At 64.4% G+C, this 13,598-nt stretch carries 14 protein-coding genes; 12 read left to right on the top strand and 2 right to left on the bottom strand.

What is annotated here, in order from left to right:
* The first annotated feature begins 84 nt into the window (after nucleotides 1–84).
* From LB529_RS23550 to LB529_RS23520, 7 genes are all read left to right on the top strand, one after another.
* Entirely contained in the window at nucleotides 85–351 is a 267-nt protein-coding gene (locus LB529_RS23550) for a helix-turn-helix domain-containing protein (protein ID WP_095767666.1), read from the top strand.
* A 205-nt stretch (nucleotides 352–556) separates the two neighbouring features.
* A complete protein-coding gene (locus tag LB529_RS23545; RefSeq protein WP_224712430.1) occupies nucleotides 557–1,015 on the top strand; it encodes a YbaK/EbsC family protein in 459 nt (152 codons plus the stop codon).
* A gap of 247 nt (nucleotides 1,016–1,262) precedes the next feature.
* Nucleotides 1,263–2,591 carry an NAD(P)H-dependent oxidoreductase gene (locus LB529_RS23540; RefSeq protein WP_224626997.1) on the top strand — a complete coding sequence of 443 codons (1,329 nt, stop codon included), beginning with the start codon at nucleotides 1,263–1,265 and terminating at the stop codon, nucleotides 2,589–2,591.
* Nucleotides 2,592–2,593: 2 nt separating this feature from the next.
* Nucleotides 2,594–3,625, top strand: coding sequence for a thiamine pyrophosphate-dependent dehydrogenase E1 component subunit alpha (locus tag LB529_RS23535; protein WP_224712429.1), 1,032 nt, complete (start codon nucleotides 2,594–2,596; stop codon nucleotides 3,623–3,625).
* Nucleotides 3,625–4,623, top strand: a complete 999-nt coding sequence (locus tag LB529_RS23530; protein ID WP_224712428.1) for an alpha-ketoacid dehydrogenase subunit beta — start codon at nucleotides 3,625–3,627, stop codon at nucleotides 4,621–4,623. The genes LB529_RS23535 and LB529_RS23530 overlap by 1 nt, the downstream gene beginning before the upstream one ends.
* Before the next feature lie 3 nt (nucleotides 4,624–4,626).
* The gene (locus LB529_RS23525) at nucleotides 4,627–6,000 is read left to right on the top strand and encodes a pyruvate dehydrogenase complex dihydrolipoamide acetyltransferase (RefSeq protein WP_224712427.1); all 1,374 of its coding nucleotides are present in this window, start codon (nucleotides 4,627–4,629) and stop codon (nucleotides 5,998–6,000) included.
* A 135-nt stretch (nucleotides 6,001–6,135) separates the two neighbouring features.
* Nucleotides 6,136–7,281 carry a DUF930 domain-containing protein gene (locus LB529_RS23520; protein WP_224712426.1) on the top strand — a complete coding sequence of 382 codons (1,146 nt, stop codon included), beginning with the start codon at nucleotides 6,136–6,138 and terminating at the stop codon, nucleotides 7,279–7,281.
* A 1-nt stretch (nucleotide 7,282) separates the two neighbouring features.
* Here the strand turns inward: LB529_RS23520 and LB529_RS23515 are convergent, their stop codons facing one another.
* Both LB529_RS23515 and LB529_RS23510 read right to left on the bottom strand, forming a co-directional pair.
* On the bottom strand, nucleotides 7,283–7,954 hold the full coding sequence (locus tag LB529_RS23515; protein ID WP_224548290.1) for an HAD family hydrolase: 672 nt from the start codon (nucleotides 7,952–7,954) through the stop codon (nucleotides 7,283–7,285).
* Nucleotides 7,955–8,043: 89 nt separating this feature from the next.
* On the bottom strand, nucleotides 8,044–8,685 hold the full coding sequence (locus LB529_RS23510; protein ID WP_095767658.1) for a hypothetical protein: 642 nt from the start codon (nucleotides 8,683–8,685) through the stop codon (nucleotides 8,044–8,046).
* A 189-nt stretch (nucleotides 8,686–8,874) separates the two neighbouring features.
* Here LB529_RS23510 and LB529_RS23505 point away from each other — a divergent pair, with 189 nt between their 5' ends.
* Genes LB529_RS23505 through ptsP form a run of 5 tightly spaced genes read left to right on the top strand, consistent with a single transcriptional unit; the run spans nucleotide 8,875 to nucleotide 13,590 of the window.
* Nucleotides 8,875–9,312, top strand: a complete 438-nt coding sequence (locus tag LB529_RS23505; protein WP_095767894.1) for a transcriptional regulator GutM — start codon at nucleotides 8,875–8,877, stop codon at nucleotides 9,310–9,312.
* Between the two features lie 51 nt (nucleotides 9,313–9,363).
* Nucleotides 9,364–10,131 (top strand): PTS glucitol/sorbitol transporter subunit IIC, encoded by a 768-nt coding sequence (locus tag LB529_RS23500; protein WP_224712425.1) that lies wholly within the window; start codon nucleotides 9,364–9,366, stop codon nucleotides 10,129–10,131.
* 15 nt (nucleotides 10,132–10,146) lie between these two features.
* Nucleotides 10,147–11,151 (top strand): PTS glucitol/sorbitol transporter subunit IIB, encoded by a 1,005-nt coding sequence (locus LB529_RS23495; RefSeq protein ID WP_224634212.1) that lies wholly within the window; start codon nucleotides 10,147–10,149, stop codon nucleotides 11,149–11,151.
* Between the two features lie 25 nt (nucleotides 11,152–11,176).
* The gene (locus LB529_RS23490; RefSeq protein WP_140842734.1) at nucleotides 11,177–11,557 is read left to right on the top strand and encodes a PTS glucitol/sorbitol transporter subunit IIA; all 381 of its coding nucleotides are present in this window, start codon (nucleotides 11,177–11,179) and stop codon (nucleotides 11,555–11,557) included.
* 47 nt (nucleotides 11,558–11,604) lie between these two features.
* Entirely contained in the window at nucleotides 11,605–13,590 is a 1,986-nt protein-coding gene (ptsP, locus tag LB529_RS23485; protein ID WP_224712424.1) for a phosphoenolpyruvate--protein phosphotransferase, read from the top strand.
* Nucleotides 13,591–13,598: the final 8 nt, after the last annotated feature.

Below are 13,598 nucleotides of genomic sequence, written 5' to 3'. Positions count from 1 at the left end.
AAATCATTTGTTAACGAGCATTCTCCCGCCCGTCTCAGGCAACACCACATTTCATCCGACCCTGTTTCATCCCAAGGAGTTGCCATGCCCAACACCGTACGAAACGCTGTTTCCAACGACATTATTGCCGCGTCCGGCCTCAACCCGTTCAAAGCCGCGCGCGAAACCAGGGGATACACGATCGAGGAACTCTCTTTGACCTGCGGCCTCGCCGTGGGCGAGATCGTCGACATCGAGGACGGCAAGGATGCCGACCCCGCCAAGCTTCGGCGCATCGCTTCCGCCCTGCAGGTGCCGGAAGAGGAATTGATCAGAGTGCCGGCCGCCGAGAACCGGCCCACGCAGCAATAGGACGCAAGCAAGCGTCCATGTGAAAGCCCGCCAAGGCATGCCTGGCGGGCTTTTTGATGCATGTCGCCCAACTATGCGCTGCGGTTTTGGGGAAACGGCATGCGTCAAGACAAGGATGCGCAACGCACGGCCGTGGCTCTTGTCAATGACCGCGCCGCCATGCGATTCGCGAGCCGGTGTTCGACAGGTCTGACGAGGGGTCGCCATGAGTTTGGAATCGGTTCGCGCCTTTTTTGCCGAGCATGCGCCCGATATCGAAGTCATCGTCACCGAGGCAAGTTCGGCCACGGTCGCGCTTGCCGCCGAAGCCCATGGCGTCATGCCGGCGCAGATCGCCAAGACGATCTGCCTGCGCGTGGGCGACGAGGCCATGCTGGTCGTGACCAGCGGCATCGCCAGGCTCGACAACCGCAAATTCAAGGACAGCATGGGCGGCAAGCCGCGCATGCTGGGCGGCGAGGAGGTGCTGGCAATCACCGGCCATCCGCCTGGCGGCGTCTGCCCGTTCGGCCTGCCGTCGCTGCTGCCCGTCTATTGCGATCTGTCGCTCAAGGCCTTCGACGAAGTCGTTCCCGCAGCCGGCGCCACCAATGCCGCGGTGCGCATCACACCGCAGCGCATGGCCGATCTGGTCGGCGCCGTATGGGTCGACGTTTGCCAGTAGCAATTGCCGCCTAGATATCCCGTCATGGTTCGTCGCGGGCCGTAGCGCGGCTTTGACCGACATTCGGCGGGGCCCGCTCGCTTCCATTTGGTTTGGTATAGGCATCCGCGCCTTTCGCCGTCGCGCGTCAACCGACTCGAAAGCGTCGAGGATGGTCAAAGATTTGGACATTAGTCTTGACAGAAATACAGATGTTCAATACCCGTCAAGCGATGAAACAGCATGCGATGTGGGAGGAATAAGCGGCATGGCTTCCAATATTTCGTTGACGGGCCTTGCCCGTGACCTCGAGGAGCGCGCCAAGTCCGGCAAGCCCATTCGCATCGGCCTGATCGGCTCGGGCGAAATGGGCACCGACATCGTCACCCGCGTCGCCCACATGTCCGGCATCGAGATCGGCGCCATTTCCGAACTCAACCTGCCGGCCGCCGGCAAGGCCGTCGATATCGCCTTCCAGGAGACCGGCCATGCGCGCGAGGTTTCGAGCGCATCGGCCATGACGTCGGCCATGGAGGCCGGCAAGATCGCCGTCACCAACGATTCCAGCCTCGTCATCGGCAACGACCTGATCGACGTCGTCATCGATGCGACCGGCGTTCCGGCCGTCGGCGCCGAGATCGGCCTGCGCGCCATGGAGCATGGCAAGCATCTGGTGATGATGAATGTCGAGGCCGACGTCACCATAGGCGCCTATCTCAAGAGCGAAGCCGACCGCCTCGGCGTCACCTACTCGCTGGGCGCCGGCGACGAGCCGTCTTCATGCATGGAACTGATCGAGTTCGTCTCCGCCATGGGCCACCCGATCGTTGCCGCCGGCAAGGGCAAGAACAATCCGCTCAACATCGACGCCACGCCCCCGGACTATGAGGAGGAGGCCAAGCGCCGGCACATGAACGTGCGCATGCTGGTCGAATTCGTCGACGGTTCGAAGACCATGGTCGAGATGGCGGCGATCGCCAATGCGACCGGGCTGGTTCCCGACAAGCCCGGCATGCACGGTCCGGCGGCGACGCTCGGCGAATTGTCGAAGGTGCTGGTGCCCGAGAAGGACGGCGGCGTGCTGTCGAAGGTCGGCGTCGTCGACTATTCGATCGGCAAGGGTGTGGCGCCCGGCGTCTTCGTCGTCGCCGACATGTCGCATCCGCGCATCTCGGAGCGCATGGAAGACCTGAAGATGGGCAAGGGTCCGTATTTCACCTTCCATCGTCCCTATCACCTCACCTCGCTGGAAGTGCCGCTTACCTGCGCCCGTGTCGTGCTTTATGGCAAGGCCGACATGGTTCCGCTGGCCAAGCCCGTGGCCGAAGTCTGCGCCGTTGCCAAGAAGGATCTGAAGCCCGGCGACAAGCTCGATGCCATCGGCGAATATTGCTACCGCGCCTGGATCATGACGGCTCCGGAAGCCCATGCGGCGCGCGCCGTTCCCTGCGGCCTGCTGCAGGGCGGCTCCGTGACTGCACCCATCAAGATGGGCGAGCTCATCACCTATGCCAACGCGGCGCCCGCGCCGGGCTCGAAGATCGCCGAGCTGCGTGCCCGCCAGGACAAGCTCGTTTACGGCGCCGTGGAGGCGTGATCATGGCTGGAGCCAGCAAAGCCGCCGTCGTGGATAGCCGGGCCAACCTGCCTTTCGTCTATCGCCAGTACAGTCCGGAGCAGCTGAGGGAGGTGCTTCACAAGATGTACCTCATCCGCCGCTTCGAAGAGGGCGCGGAAGAGTGCTACACGCGAGGCCTCATCCACGGCACCATGCACCTGTCGATCGGCCAGGAAGCCAGCGCCATGGGCATCTGCATGCCGCTCGCTGCGGACGATCAGATCACCTCGACGCATCGCGGCCATGGCCATTGCATCGCCAAGGGCGCCGAAGTCAGCCGCATGTTCGCGGAGTTCTTCGGCAAGACCACCGGCTACTGCAAGGGCCGCGGCGGCTCCATGCATATCGCGGATGTCGCCAAGGGCAATCTCGGTGCCAACGGCATCGTTGCCGGCGGCATCCCGATCGCGGTGGGCGCCGCGCTCTCGTCCAAGATGATGAAGACCGGCAAGGTCGTGGTTTCCTTCTTCGGCGACGGCGCCAACAATGAGGGCGCCTTCCACGAGGCGCTGAACATGGCGGCGGTCTGGAAGCTGCCGGTGATCTTCGTGTGCGAGAACAACGGCTACGGCATGTCGACCTCGACGGCGCGCTCGACCGCGGTCAAGAACATCGCCGAGCGCGCGGCCGCCTATTCGATGCCGGGCGTCATCGTCAACGGCAATATCTTCTCCGAGGTCGCCGAGGCGTCCTTCAAGGCCGTGGAGCGGGCGCGGGCCGGCGAGGGGCCGACGCTGATCGAATCCAAGACCTACCGTCATCGCGGCCATTCCAAGAGCGACCGCAACCGTTACCGCACTAAGGAAGAGATCGAGGATTGGATGGCGAACCGCGATCCGATCACGCTCTTCGAGACGGAACTCCGCGATTTCGGCTTCATCGACGACCAGGGCATCCAGACGATCCGCGACGCGGTCGCCAACGAGATCGCCGACGGCATCGAGTTTGCCAAGGCGAGCCCGACGCCGGAGATCGCCACCTTGCAGAATTATGTTTACACGGAGCAAGCGTGATGGACGCCACGCTGCGTGAACTGAGCTACGCCCAGGCGATCCAGGAAGCCATGGCGATCGCCATGGACATGGACGAACGTGTCTTCCTGATGGGCGAGGATATCGGCGTCTATGGCGGCGCCTTCCAGGTGACCGGCGACCTCGTCGAGCGCTACGGCACCGAGCGGGTTATAGACACGCCGATCTCCGAACTGGGCGGCGCCGGCGTCGCGGTGGGCGCGGCCGTCACAGGCATGCGGCCGATCTTCGAATTCCAGTTCTCGGATTTCGCCACGCTCGGCATGGAGCAGATCGTCAACCAGGCGGCCAAGATGCGCTTCATGCTCGGCGGCGAGGTTTCGGTTCCCGTGGTGATGCGTTTCCCGGCGGGCTCGGGCACGGGTGCCGCCGCGCAGCACAGCCAGAGCTTAGAGGCCTGGCTCGGCCATGTGCCCGGCCTCAAGGTCATCCAGCCGGCGACGCCGCACGACGCCAAGGGCATGCTGCTTGCCGCGGTCGCCGATCCGGACCCGGTCATGATCTTCGAGCACAAGCTGCTCTACAAGATGAAGGGCCATGTGCCGGAAGGCCACTACACCGTGCCGATCGGCAAGGCCGAGATCCGCCGCGAAGGCCGCGACCTCACCATCGTCGCTACATCGATCATGGTGCAGAAGGCGCTCGACGCCGCGGCTGTGCTTGAAAGCGAGGGCATCGACATCGAAGTGGTCGATCTGCGCACGATCCGCCCGATCGACAGGCAGACCGTGATCGACAGCGTGAAGAAGACCTCGCGGTTGCTCTGCGTCTACGAAGCGGTGAAAACACTCGGCATCGGCGCGGAAGTGAGCGCGCTCGTCGCCGAAAGCGAGGCGTTCGACTATCTCGATGCGCCGATCGTGCGCCTTGGCGGCGCCGAGACGCCGATCCCCTACAATCCGGATCTGGAAAAGGCGACGGTGCCGCAAGTTCCCGACATCATCGCCGCCGCGCGCGACCTCGTGAAAGGGGTCCGCTGAGCGATGCCGACCGAAGTCATTCTTCCCAAGGTCGACATGGATATGGCGACCGGACAGATCTCGCGCTGGTTCGCCGAGGAGGGCTCGCACGTCAAGAAAGGCGACGTGCTTTTCGAAATCGAGACCGACAAGGCAGCGATGGAGATCGATGCGCCGGCCAGCGGCACGCTGCGCGACGTCACCGGCAAGGAGCGCGTCGACATTCCGGTCGGCGAGCCCGTCGCCTGGATTTACGCCGATGACGAGGTCTATGAATCAGGAACGACGCCGCAGAACAGGGCGCCAATCTCCCCCCTAATAGGGGAGATGTCGGCGAAGCCGGCAGAGGGGGGCGCTGTCCCGCCAACGTCTCGTTCCTTCGCGCCCCCCTCTGCCCTGCCGGGCATCTCCCCCACGAGGGGCGAGATCGGCCAATCGCAGGGCGAGCGCGCAACGCCGCTGGCGCGCCGCTTGGCTCGCGAAGCCGGTCTTAAGATAGCCGAAATACAAGGCAGCGGTCCGCGCGGCCGTGTCGTGCGCGCCGACGTTGAAGCCGCAGTCGCAGCGAAAGGCGCGGCCACCCTTGGTCAGCCAGCCGCCGAGATTCCGGTCGAAATCCCGTCCGCTCCGGCCGCGGCGCCCAAGCCGATGTCGGACGATCAGGTGCTGAAGCTGTTTGCCGAAGGCTCCTACGAGCTCGTGCCGCACGACAACATGCGCAAGACCATCGCGCGTCGCCTGGTTGAGGCGAAGTCCACCATCCCGCATTTCTATTTGACGCTGGACTGCGAGCTCGACGCGCTGCTTGCGCTGCGCACGCAGCTCAATGCCGCGGCCCCGATGAGGAAGACCGACAAGGGCGAGGCGCCGGCCTACAAGCTCTCGGTCAACGACATGGTCATCAAGGCCATGGCGATGGCGCTGATGGCGGTGCCGGATGCCAATGCCTCGTGGACCGAGAACGCCATGGTCAAGCACAAGCACGCCGATGTCGGCGTTGCCGTCTCGATCCCCGGCGGCCTGATCACGCCGATCATCCGCCATGCCGACGAAAAGACGCTGTCGGTCATCTCCAACGAGATGAAGGACCTGGCCAGCCGCGCCAGGAGCCGCAAGCTGAAGCCGGAAGAATATCAGGGCGGCACGACGGCGGTGTCCAATCTCGGCATGTTCGGCGTCAAGGACTTTGCCGCCGTCATCAACCCGCCGCATGCGACGATCCTGGCGGTCGGCGCCGGCGAGGAGCGGGCGGTGGTCAAGAAGGGCGAGATCAGAATAGCCACCGTGATGTCGGTGACCTTGTCGACCGATCACCGCGCCGTCGACGGCGCGCTCGGCGCCGAGCTGCTCGGCGCCTTCAAGCGCTTGATCGAAAACCCGATGGGCATGCTGGTGTAAGCCAATCCCTGCAGGGCCTTGATCCGGCTTGCTTACGCCACAGGCCCTCCGATCACCGACTTGTCAGGCCGGCAGCTCGCGCAAATCCCGGCCCGGCGCTTGAAGCCGCCGTCATTTCGTTCCACATCGGGCGCAATGAACGGCAAGATGCGGGAATGGTTTCGGAATTGGCGATGGGCCTTGGCCGCATCGCTGTTCCTGCATGCCCTGATCGCGGCGTTCCTGTTCTTCGGCTTGCCGAGGCCCGACCAACTGCCGGACCAGCAGGAACAGCCGGTCAACGTCGCGATCGTGCCGCCGCCCGAGCAGCCCAAGCCGAAGCCCGCTCCAAAGCCACCGGAGCCGAAGCCTGAAAAGAAGGCTGAAAAGCCGCCCGAGCAGGCCGTGCAAAAGCCACCGCCTCCGCAGCCGGCGAAACCCCAGGACGTCCCAGTTCTGAAGCGCGTTTTCCAGTATGGCGAGAAGGATACCGGCCCGGAGAAATCTCCCGACGGCGGCAGCGCGCCGGCCAACGCCCCGTCGCCGCCCAAGGATGAATCCGCGAAGCCGCCCGTCTCATCGCAACCCGCGCCCAACCAGCCGGCTCCGCCTGCAACGCCCGAGCAGCAGGCGGACACCAACGAGGCTCAAGAGAAGCCGGTAACCACCGCGCCGGACGAAAAACCCGCGCAAAGCGAGGAGAAGCAGGCAACCGAGGACACTGACAAACAGCAGCCGCAAACCGCCGAAAAGCAAGCTGCCGAAACGCCAAAGCCGTTGACGGCCGAGGCCGGCGACAAGCCTGCGCCAGCCGAAAAGGCAAAGCCCAAGCCTTCCAAAGCTATGAAGTTCAAATCCGCAAGAGCTTTGAGAGCGCCAAGGGGAAACCCGGGAAGCTCAAGCCCCGCCGACAGCGAGGTCGCGGGATCGCCGATCTATTCCGGCCTTCCGGGCGTCAGAAAGCTTTACTCGCCAGGTGCGACCGGCAACGCGTTTGCCACAAGCTCGATGGAGAACGTGCCGCGCGATCAGCGCGTTGCCAATCTTTGCGCCAATGTTCTGAACCAGGAATTGCAAAGTGCCGATTACTCGCCCAAATGGCTGCCGACCATTCCCCTGAAGCAGGGCAATGTTCTTAACCCTCCGCAGGCTGCCTTCAGCACGACAACCCAGTGGTATGATCTGAGCTTCCGCTGCGAGGTCGACGCCGATGCAACGAGGGTCCTGTCCTTCAACTTCCGCGTGGGGGGATTGGTCCCGCCTGGGGAGTGGACGCGGCGTCGCTTCCCAAGTCTCCGCTAGTTCAGGCCGGGACACCAAGCCCGGCCAACTGCCGGCTGACGTCGTGCCAGTCGGCGCAGACGAAATCCGCGCCCGCGGCCTTCAGCCGGGCGCCGTGCTCGGGATAGGTATGCCCGCCGCCGGTATAGCCGATCGCGATCATGCCGGCCGCAACCGCGCCCTGGACGCCAAATGGCGAATCCTCGATCACGACGCAGTCGGCCGGCTTGGCGCCCATCTTCTCGGCGGCGTAGAGGAAGATATCGGGCGCCGGCTTGCCGTTCTTGACCATCGAGGAGGAAAAGATCGCCTCGCCGAAGAAGCGCGACAGTCCGGTCACCGACAGGCTGTGGTTGATGCGTTCGACCGAAGATGACGAGGCGACGCAGCGGTCGCCAGCAAGCGCGCTCAGGAACGGCAGGATCCCCGGTGTCGGCTTCAGCTCCTCCGAAAAAAGCAGCTTGGTCTCGGCCCAGATGTCGCCGTCGGCGGTGGGCGGGAACTGATGGCCGGTCAGTTCCTTGATTTTGATGATGATGTCGGCCTGCTTCATGCCGATGCATTGCGCGATGATGCCGCCATGGACGCCGGGCATGCCATGCTTCTCATAGACGCGCTCATAGGCCTTGGCGGCCAGCGGTTCGCTGTCGACGAGAACGCCGTCGCAATCGAAAATCAGTCTAGGTTGCGCCACGCGCTTCTCCCGGCCTCTGTGCCAATAAGCACATCGCTATCGATAAAAAGTCAGATGTTCAATAGCGAGGCGGATGCATCTCCTGCGCATCAAAGCTGACGCAGCGCCTCGCTGGCCGGCGTGGATCCAAGCGCGCGCTGCATAGCCTGGCGCGACTGCGCACGATCGGGTGTGATCCAGTTGGGCTCGGCGCCGAGGAAGCGGTCGAGGAAGGCCACGGCATAGGCGGGCATTTCCGTCGCGTTCTCGCGGTAGGACCACCAGGTGCGCAGGTCGTCGGCGCATTTATCGATGCTGGGCGCTGTGCCGAACTCCTGCTCGTGCACGGCCAGGATCGCCGACACGCAATAGTTGGTGTAGAGGAAACCTTCCGGCCAGAAGCGCACGATTTCCGCCGTGCCGGCATTGGCCTCCGTCTCGATCATCTCGGTGAGACCTGAGACCTCCCGTGCCGGCGCCTGGCGGATCAGCTCGCGCAGCACCAGCCCGGCGGCGAAGACGATGAAGTCCGCGCGGTCGACAGCTGCGAATCGCTTCTGCGCTTCCATGACGTCGATCCAGTCGAGAAAGGCGCGTGTCAGCTTGGCCTCGTCGATCTCGAAACGAACGCCGAAGGTTTCCGACACCACCTTCGCGCTGCTGCGGAATGTGGCGCGAAACCAGCGCAGCTGCCGCAGCCGGTGACGAAGGTCCGGCATAAGCGCCAGTTCGTGCCTGAAAGGCAGATCCATGTCTCTGATCCCGTTTGACGACAGGCTAGCACAGGCGCTGCCGTTGCCGAAATCGGTCAGCCGCCTGTGGAGCGTTACGGCGGCCAATATAATACATGTTGACATTCTAGGAAACAAATGTTCTCACTTTCGGGTCATCTCGCCTCCGTCCAATATGTGCCGGAGGAAGAGAATCGGGAGGAAACCGAAATGGCGATCTGGCAGTGGGCGCTGCTTCTGCTGTTTGTCGTCTGGGCGCTGCAATCGCTCGGCGTCTGGCTGCAGATGCGGCATTATGCGGACGTCTTCAAAGGCGTCACCGGAGAGTTCAAGGACGGCTTTGTCGGAGCCGGCAATTTCCGCGGCCGGCTCGCCAAGGGCACCATCGCGCTCGTCGTCGTGACGCCGGACCTCATCGTGCGCCGCATGATGGTCATGAGCGGCCGTTCGGTGCTCACCAAGTTCAAGCGACATGAAGAATTCGAGGGGATCCCCCTCGATCGACTCCGGTCCAACCCTGCGATCATGGGGGAGGGGGAACCCGGTGTGGCCGAGGCCGTGAAACGGGCGATCGAGCAGATCGACCGCGCACGGTCGGAGCCGGGGAAGAAGCCGGGCCTGTCCGGTTTGAACGTAGCAAGGGCTTAAGCGACGCCGGCAGCCGGCTGGGAATGACCGGCGGGGTCATAAGGAGGAGAAATGTCTGTAATTTCGTTATTGGCGCAGCATGCCGATCTGGCGGTGCACAACCTGCATGTCGCAGGCACCATGGTCTCGGATGCTGCCTGGCACGGCAAGCTCGGCGTCGAGCATGCCACCGACCATCTCGTGGTCCTGGCGCAGGCGGCGACCGACAATGCGCCCGTCACCGCCGATCAGCTCAAGGAACAGCTGAAGAATGTGCAGCAGGAAGAGCAGCTCGGCTGGCTGACCGCCATCGGCAAATATTTCATCGGCATCTTCCAGAAGGGCGGCGAAGTGTTCGCCGGCTTCGTCACCGGCATCATCCCGACGCTGGTCGTGCTGATGACCGCCTTCTACGCCGTCACCGAACTGGTCGGCGAGGAGCGCGTCCACGGCCTGGCGCGCGGCGCCGGCCGCATCGCCCTGACCCGCTACACCGTGCTGCCGGTCCTGTCGGTGTTCTTCCTCACCAACCCGATGGCCTACACCTTCGGCTCCTTCCTGGAAGAAAAGCACAAGCCTGCCTTCTACGACGCGGCAGTGTCTTACGTGCATCCGCCGCTCGGCCTGTTCCCGCACATAAACCCCGGCGAATATTTCGTCTGGGGCGGCATGCTGGTCGCGCTGCTCGACCTCGAGAAGCGGGGCGTCATCGCCAATGGCTACCATGTCAAGGTGGCGATCTGGTACGCCATCGTCGGCCTCGTCGTCATCCTGCTGAAGGGCATCCTGACCGAGCGCATCACGGCCATCATGGCACGCCGCCAGGGCGTCGAGCTCTAAGGGCGGGAGGACACCATGGCCAAGACATACAAGGCAGTAAAGATCTCGAAGGGTTCGACCGGCTGGGGCGGGCCTCTGGTGATCGAGCCGACCGAACAGCGCAATAAGGTCGTGTCGGTAACCGGCGGCGGCATTCATCCGGTGGCGCAGCTCATCGCAGACATGACCGGCGCCCAGGCCGTCGACGGCTTCAAGTCGCCGCCGATCGAAAGCGAGATGGCGGTCGTCGTCGTCGACTGCGGCGGCACCGCGCGCTGCGGGGTCTATCCGCGCAAGCGTATCCCGACCGTCAACCTGACGCCAGTCGGCCAGGCGGGTCCGCTCGCCCAGTTCATCACGGAAGACATCTACGTTTCGGGCGTGAAGCCGGCCAACGTCACAATGGCGGACGGATCCGAAGCGGTCACCACTGCGGGGGGAGCAGCATCGATGAGTTCAAGCAACAACACCACTGCCAGGGCGGCCGAGCCGCTGCCGAGCGAAGGCGGGCTTATCGGCCTGATCAGCTCGATCGGCCGCGTCATGGGCCGTGTGGTCGGCATCTTCTTCAATTCCGGCCGCCGCACCATCGATCAGGTCGTCCGCAACGTGCTGCCCTTCATGGCCTTCGTGACCATGCTGATCGGCCTGATCCTCTATACCGGCATCGGCGACGTGCTGGCGCAGCCGATGGGGCCTTTAGCCAACAACATCGTCGGCCTGCTGGTCATCTCGGCCATCTGCGGCCTGCCGTTCCTGTCGCCTATCCTGGGACCGGGCGCCGTTATCGCTCAGGTCATCGGCGTCGCCATCATCGGCCCGCAGATCGCCAACGGCACCATCTCGCCAGCAATGGCCCTGCCGGCGCTGTTTGCCTACAACACGCAGGTGGGCTGCGACTTCGTTCCCGTCGGTCTGGCGCTCGGTGAGGCCAAGCCGAAGACGATCGAAATCGGCGTGCCGGCGGTGCTCATCAGCCGCCAGATCATGGGCCCGGTTTCCGTGCTGATCGCATGGATCGTCTCCCTGATCGTGTTCTAAAAAGCGTAACAACGAGGTTCGCCATATGTCGGTTCTTCTCAAGACACGGGTCACAGCAATAGGACCCGAAGTGGCGGACCTCGCCGAGGGCGGCGTGGTCATCCTTTTCGCGGATGGCTCGCCTCCCGAACTGGCCGAAGTTTCCGTACTGCATAGGACGGAAGAAGGCCCGAGCGACGATGCGCCGGCGACAGGCGCCTCGATCACGCTCGGACCGGTTTCGGCGACGATAACGGCGGTTGGCTCCACGGCCTGGAGCAAGGTCCGCGAAATGGGTCATGTCGTGATCTCCTTCAACGGAGCATCCGAGGCCGAAAGGCCGGGCGAGGTTTGCGCATCCGCGGTCGATACCGGGGCGCTCGTAGCGGCGCTGACGCCAGGCGCTGTCATCACCATCGCCGCCTGATAATATCCGCGCTGTCTGTCGACGGCGCCCAAACCTAGAGTATTGCCATGGAACGCTCGACCATCGTCAGAGTGCACGAAGGTTTGCATGCCCGTCCCGCCACGCGGTTCGTGAAACTCGCCAAGGGTTTCGAATCCGATGTCGAGCTCGTCAAGGACGGAAAGGCGGTCAGCGCCAAGAGCTCGGTCAAGCTGATGCTCCTGGCTGTCAAGGAAAACCAGGAAGTCACCGTGCGCGCCAACGGCGCCGACGCGATCGAGGCGATCGAGGCGCTGATCGGCTATCTGGAGAACCCGCGCGCTGGCCTCGACGACGAGGGCGAGGCAGGTGATGAGGGCTCGCAAGCCGCAGCCCCGGCGCCCGCTCGTGAGGCCGCGCAGCCTTCTGCCGCAGCGGTGGATGGAACCCCGAAACTTCAAGGCGTCGCCGCAAGCGAGGGCGTGGCGATCGGGCCGGCCTTTGCCCATTTCCCGCCGGAGATCGCGGGACCGGGCAGACGCCTGCAGGCCGATGAGATCGAGGGCGAGCTCGAGCGCTTCCGCGGCGCAGTCGCCAGCGTCCAGGCGCGCATGGACCGCACGCTTGCCGAGAACAATCTCTCCGCCGGCGACCGCGGCATCGTCGCCGCGTTGCGCGACATTGCCACCGACGAAAGCATGACCGGCGAGGCGGAGAAGCTGATCAAGGAAGGCGATGACGCGGTGTCCGCCGTCATTGGCGCGGCGGCCACCATCGCCGCCGATTTCAGCGCGGTCGACGACCACTATCTCAACGCCCGGGCCGACGACGTCCATGCCGTCGGCAGGCAGATCTGCCTGGCGCTGCTCGGCCAGGACGAAGTCAGCCTGGAAACCATCCCGCAGGGCGCGATCCTCATTGCCGACGACATCGGCGCCTGGGATCTGGCGCGCGCGCCGCTGAAGCGCATCGGCGGCGTGGTCTGCGGCCATGGCGGCGCCACCTCGCACATAGCCATCATCGCCCGCTCGCACGGCATCCCGGCCGTGTTGGGTCTCGGCGACAAGATCAACGAACTGCGCACCGCCAGGGAGGTGGCGATCGACGGCAGTGCCGGACATGTGATCGTCGATCCGGACGAGGCCGCGCGCAAAGACTTTGCCCGGCGTGTCGAGGCAGCGGCGCAGGAGCGCGCCGGGCTGAAAGTGTTCAAAGGCATGACGCCTACCCGCGCCGACGGCACGGTGATCGAGGTCGCGGCCAATATCGGCTCGCTGGAAGAGATCGAGGCGGCGCAGGAGGCCGGCGCCATGGGCGTCGGCCTATTCCGCACCGAGCTGCTCTTCATGCGCCACATGCATCTGCCGTCGGAAGAGATGCAGGCCGAAACCTACAGCGCACTGGCCAAGGCGTTTGCGCCGCATTCGGTCATCGTGCGCACGCTCGACATCGGCGGCGACAAGCCGATCGCCGGCATCGAATTCCCCGACGAGGAAAACCCGTTCCTCGGCTGGCGCGGCATCCGCATGTGCCTGGACCGCCCCGACATCTTCAAGAAGCAGCTGCGGGCGCTGTTGCGCGCCGCCGTCCACGGTAACATCAAGGTGATGCTGCCGATGGTCTCGGAGATCGCGGAGGTCACGCGCACGCGCGCGCTGGTCGACGAATGCGCCGACGAACTCAAGGCCGAAGGCGTGCCGCATGCGAGCTTCGACCTCGGCGTGATGATCGAGACGCCAGCCGCCGTGCTGATCGCGCCCGCGTTGGCGAAGGAGGTGGCGTTCTTTTCGATCGGCACCAACGACCTGACCCAGTACATCATGGCCGCCGACCGACTCAATCCGACGGTCGCCAAGCTCAACGACGTCACCAGTCCGGCTGTGATGTCGGCGATCGAGCTGACGGCGAAGGCAGGCGTCGCCGCCGGCATCATGGTGGGCATGTGCGGCGAGGCCGCCGGCCGTCCGGACCTGATCCCCACCTTCATCGGGATGGGCCTGACCGAGCTCAGCATGAGCCCGGCCTCGATCCAGCGCGCCAAGAAGACGATCGCGGCCATGGCGGCCGAACGGTAGCGGATAAT

Source organism: Mesorhizobium sp. CA5 (assembly GCF_020165105.1).
In the GTDB taxonomy this organism is placed as follows: domain Bacteria; phylum Pseudomonadota; class Alphaproteobacteria; order Rhizobiales; family Rhizobiaceae; genus Mesorhizobium.
The sequence above is the reverse complement of the archived record's forward strand: the minus strand, read 5'-3'. Positions and strand labels throughout refer to the sequence as shown.

Coding starts and splice junctions, on each gene's coding strand:
- LB529_RS23540 (WP_224626997.1), top strand. CDS start 1,263: ATGGCTTCCAATATTTCGTTGACGGGCCTTGCCCGTGACCTCGAGGAG.
- LB529_RS23535 (WP_224712429.1), top strand. CDS start 2,594: ATGGCTGGAGCCAGCAAAGCCGCCGTCGTGGATAGCCGGGCCAACCTG.
- LB529_RS23550 (WP_095767666.1), top strand. CDS start 85: ATGCCCAACACCGTACGAAACGCTGTTTCCAACGACATTATTGCCGCG.
- LB529_RS23505 (WP_095767894.1), top strand. CDS start 8,875: ATGGCGATCTGGCAGTGGGCGCTGCTTCTGCTGTTTGTCGTCTGGGCG.
- LB529_RS23500 (WP_224712425.1), top strand. CDS start 9,364: ATGTCTGTAATTTCGTTATTGGCGCAGCATGCCGATCTGGCGGTGCAC.
- LB529_RS23490 (WP_140842734.1), top strand. CDS start 11,177: ATGTCGGTTCTTCTCAAGACACGGGTCACAGCAATAGGACCCGAAGTG.
- LB529_RS23520 (WP_224712426.1), top strand. CDS start 6,136: ATGAACGGCAAGATGCGGGAATGGTTTCGGAATTGGCGATGGGCCTTG.
- LB529_RS23530 (WP_224712428.1), top strand. CDS start 3,625: ATGGACGCCACGCTGCGTGAACTGAGCTACGCCCAGGCGATCCAGGAA.
- ptsP (WP_224712424.1), top strand. CDS start 11,605: ATGGAACGCTCGACCATCGTCAGAGTGCACGAAGGTTTGCATGCCCGT.
- LB529_RS23525 (WP_224712427.1), top strand. CDS start 4,627: ATGCCGACCGAAGTCATTCTTCCCAAGGTCGACATGGATATGGCGACC.
- LB529_RS23545 (WP_224712430.1), top strand. CDS start 557: ATGAGTTTGGAATCGGTTCGCGCCTTTTTTGCCGAGCATGCGCCCGAT.
- LB529_RS23510 (WP_095767658.1), bottom strand. CDS start 8,685: ATGGATCTGCCTTTCAGGCACGAACTGGCGCTTATGCCGGACCTTCGT.
- LB529_RS23495 (WP_224634212.1), top strand. CDS start 10,147: ATGGCCAAGACATACAAGGCAGTAAAGATCTCGAAGGGTTCGACCGGC.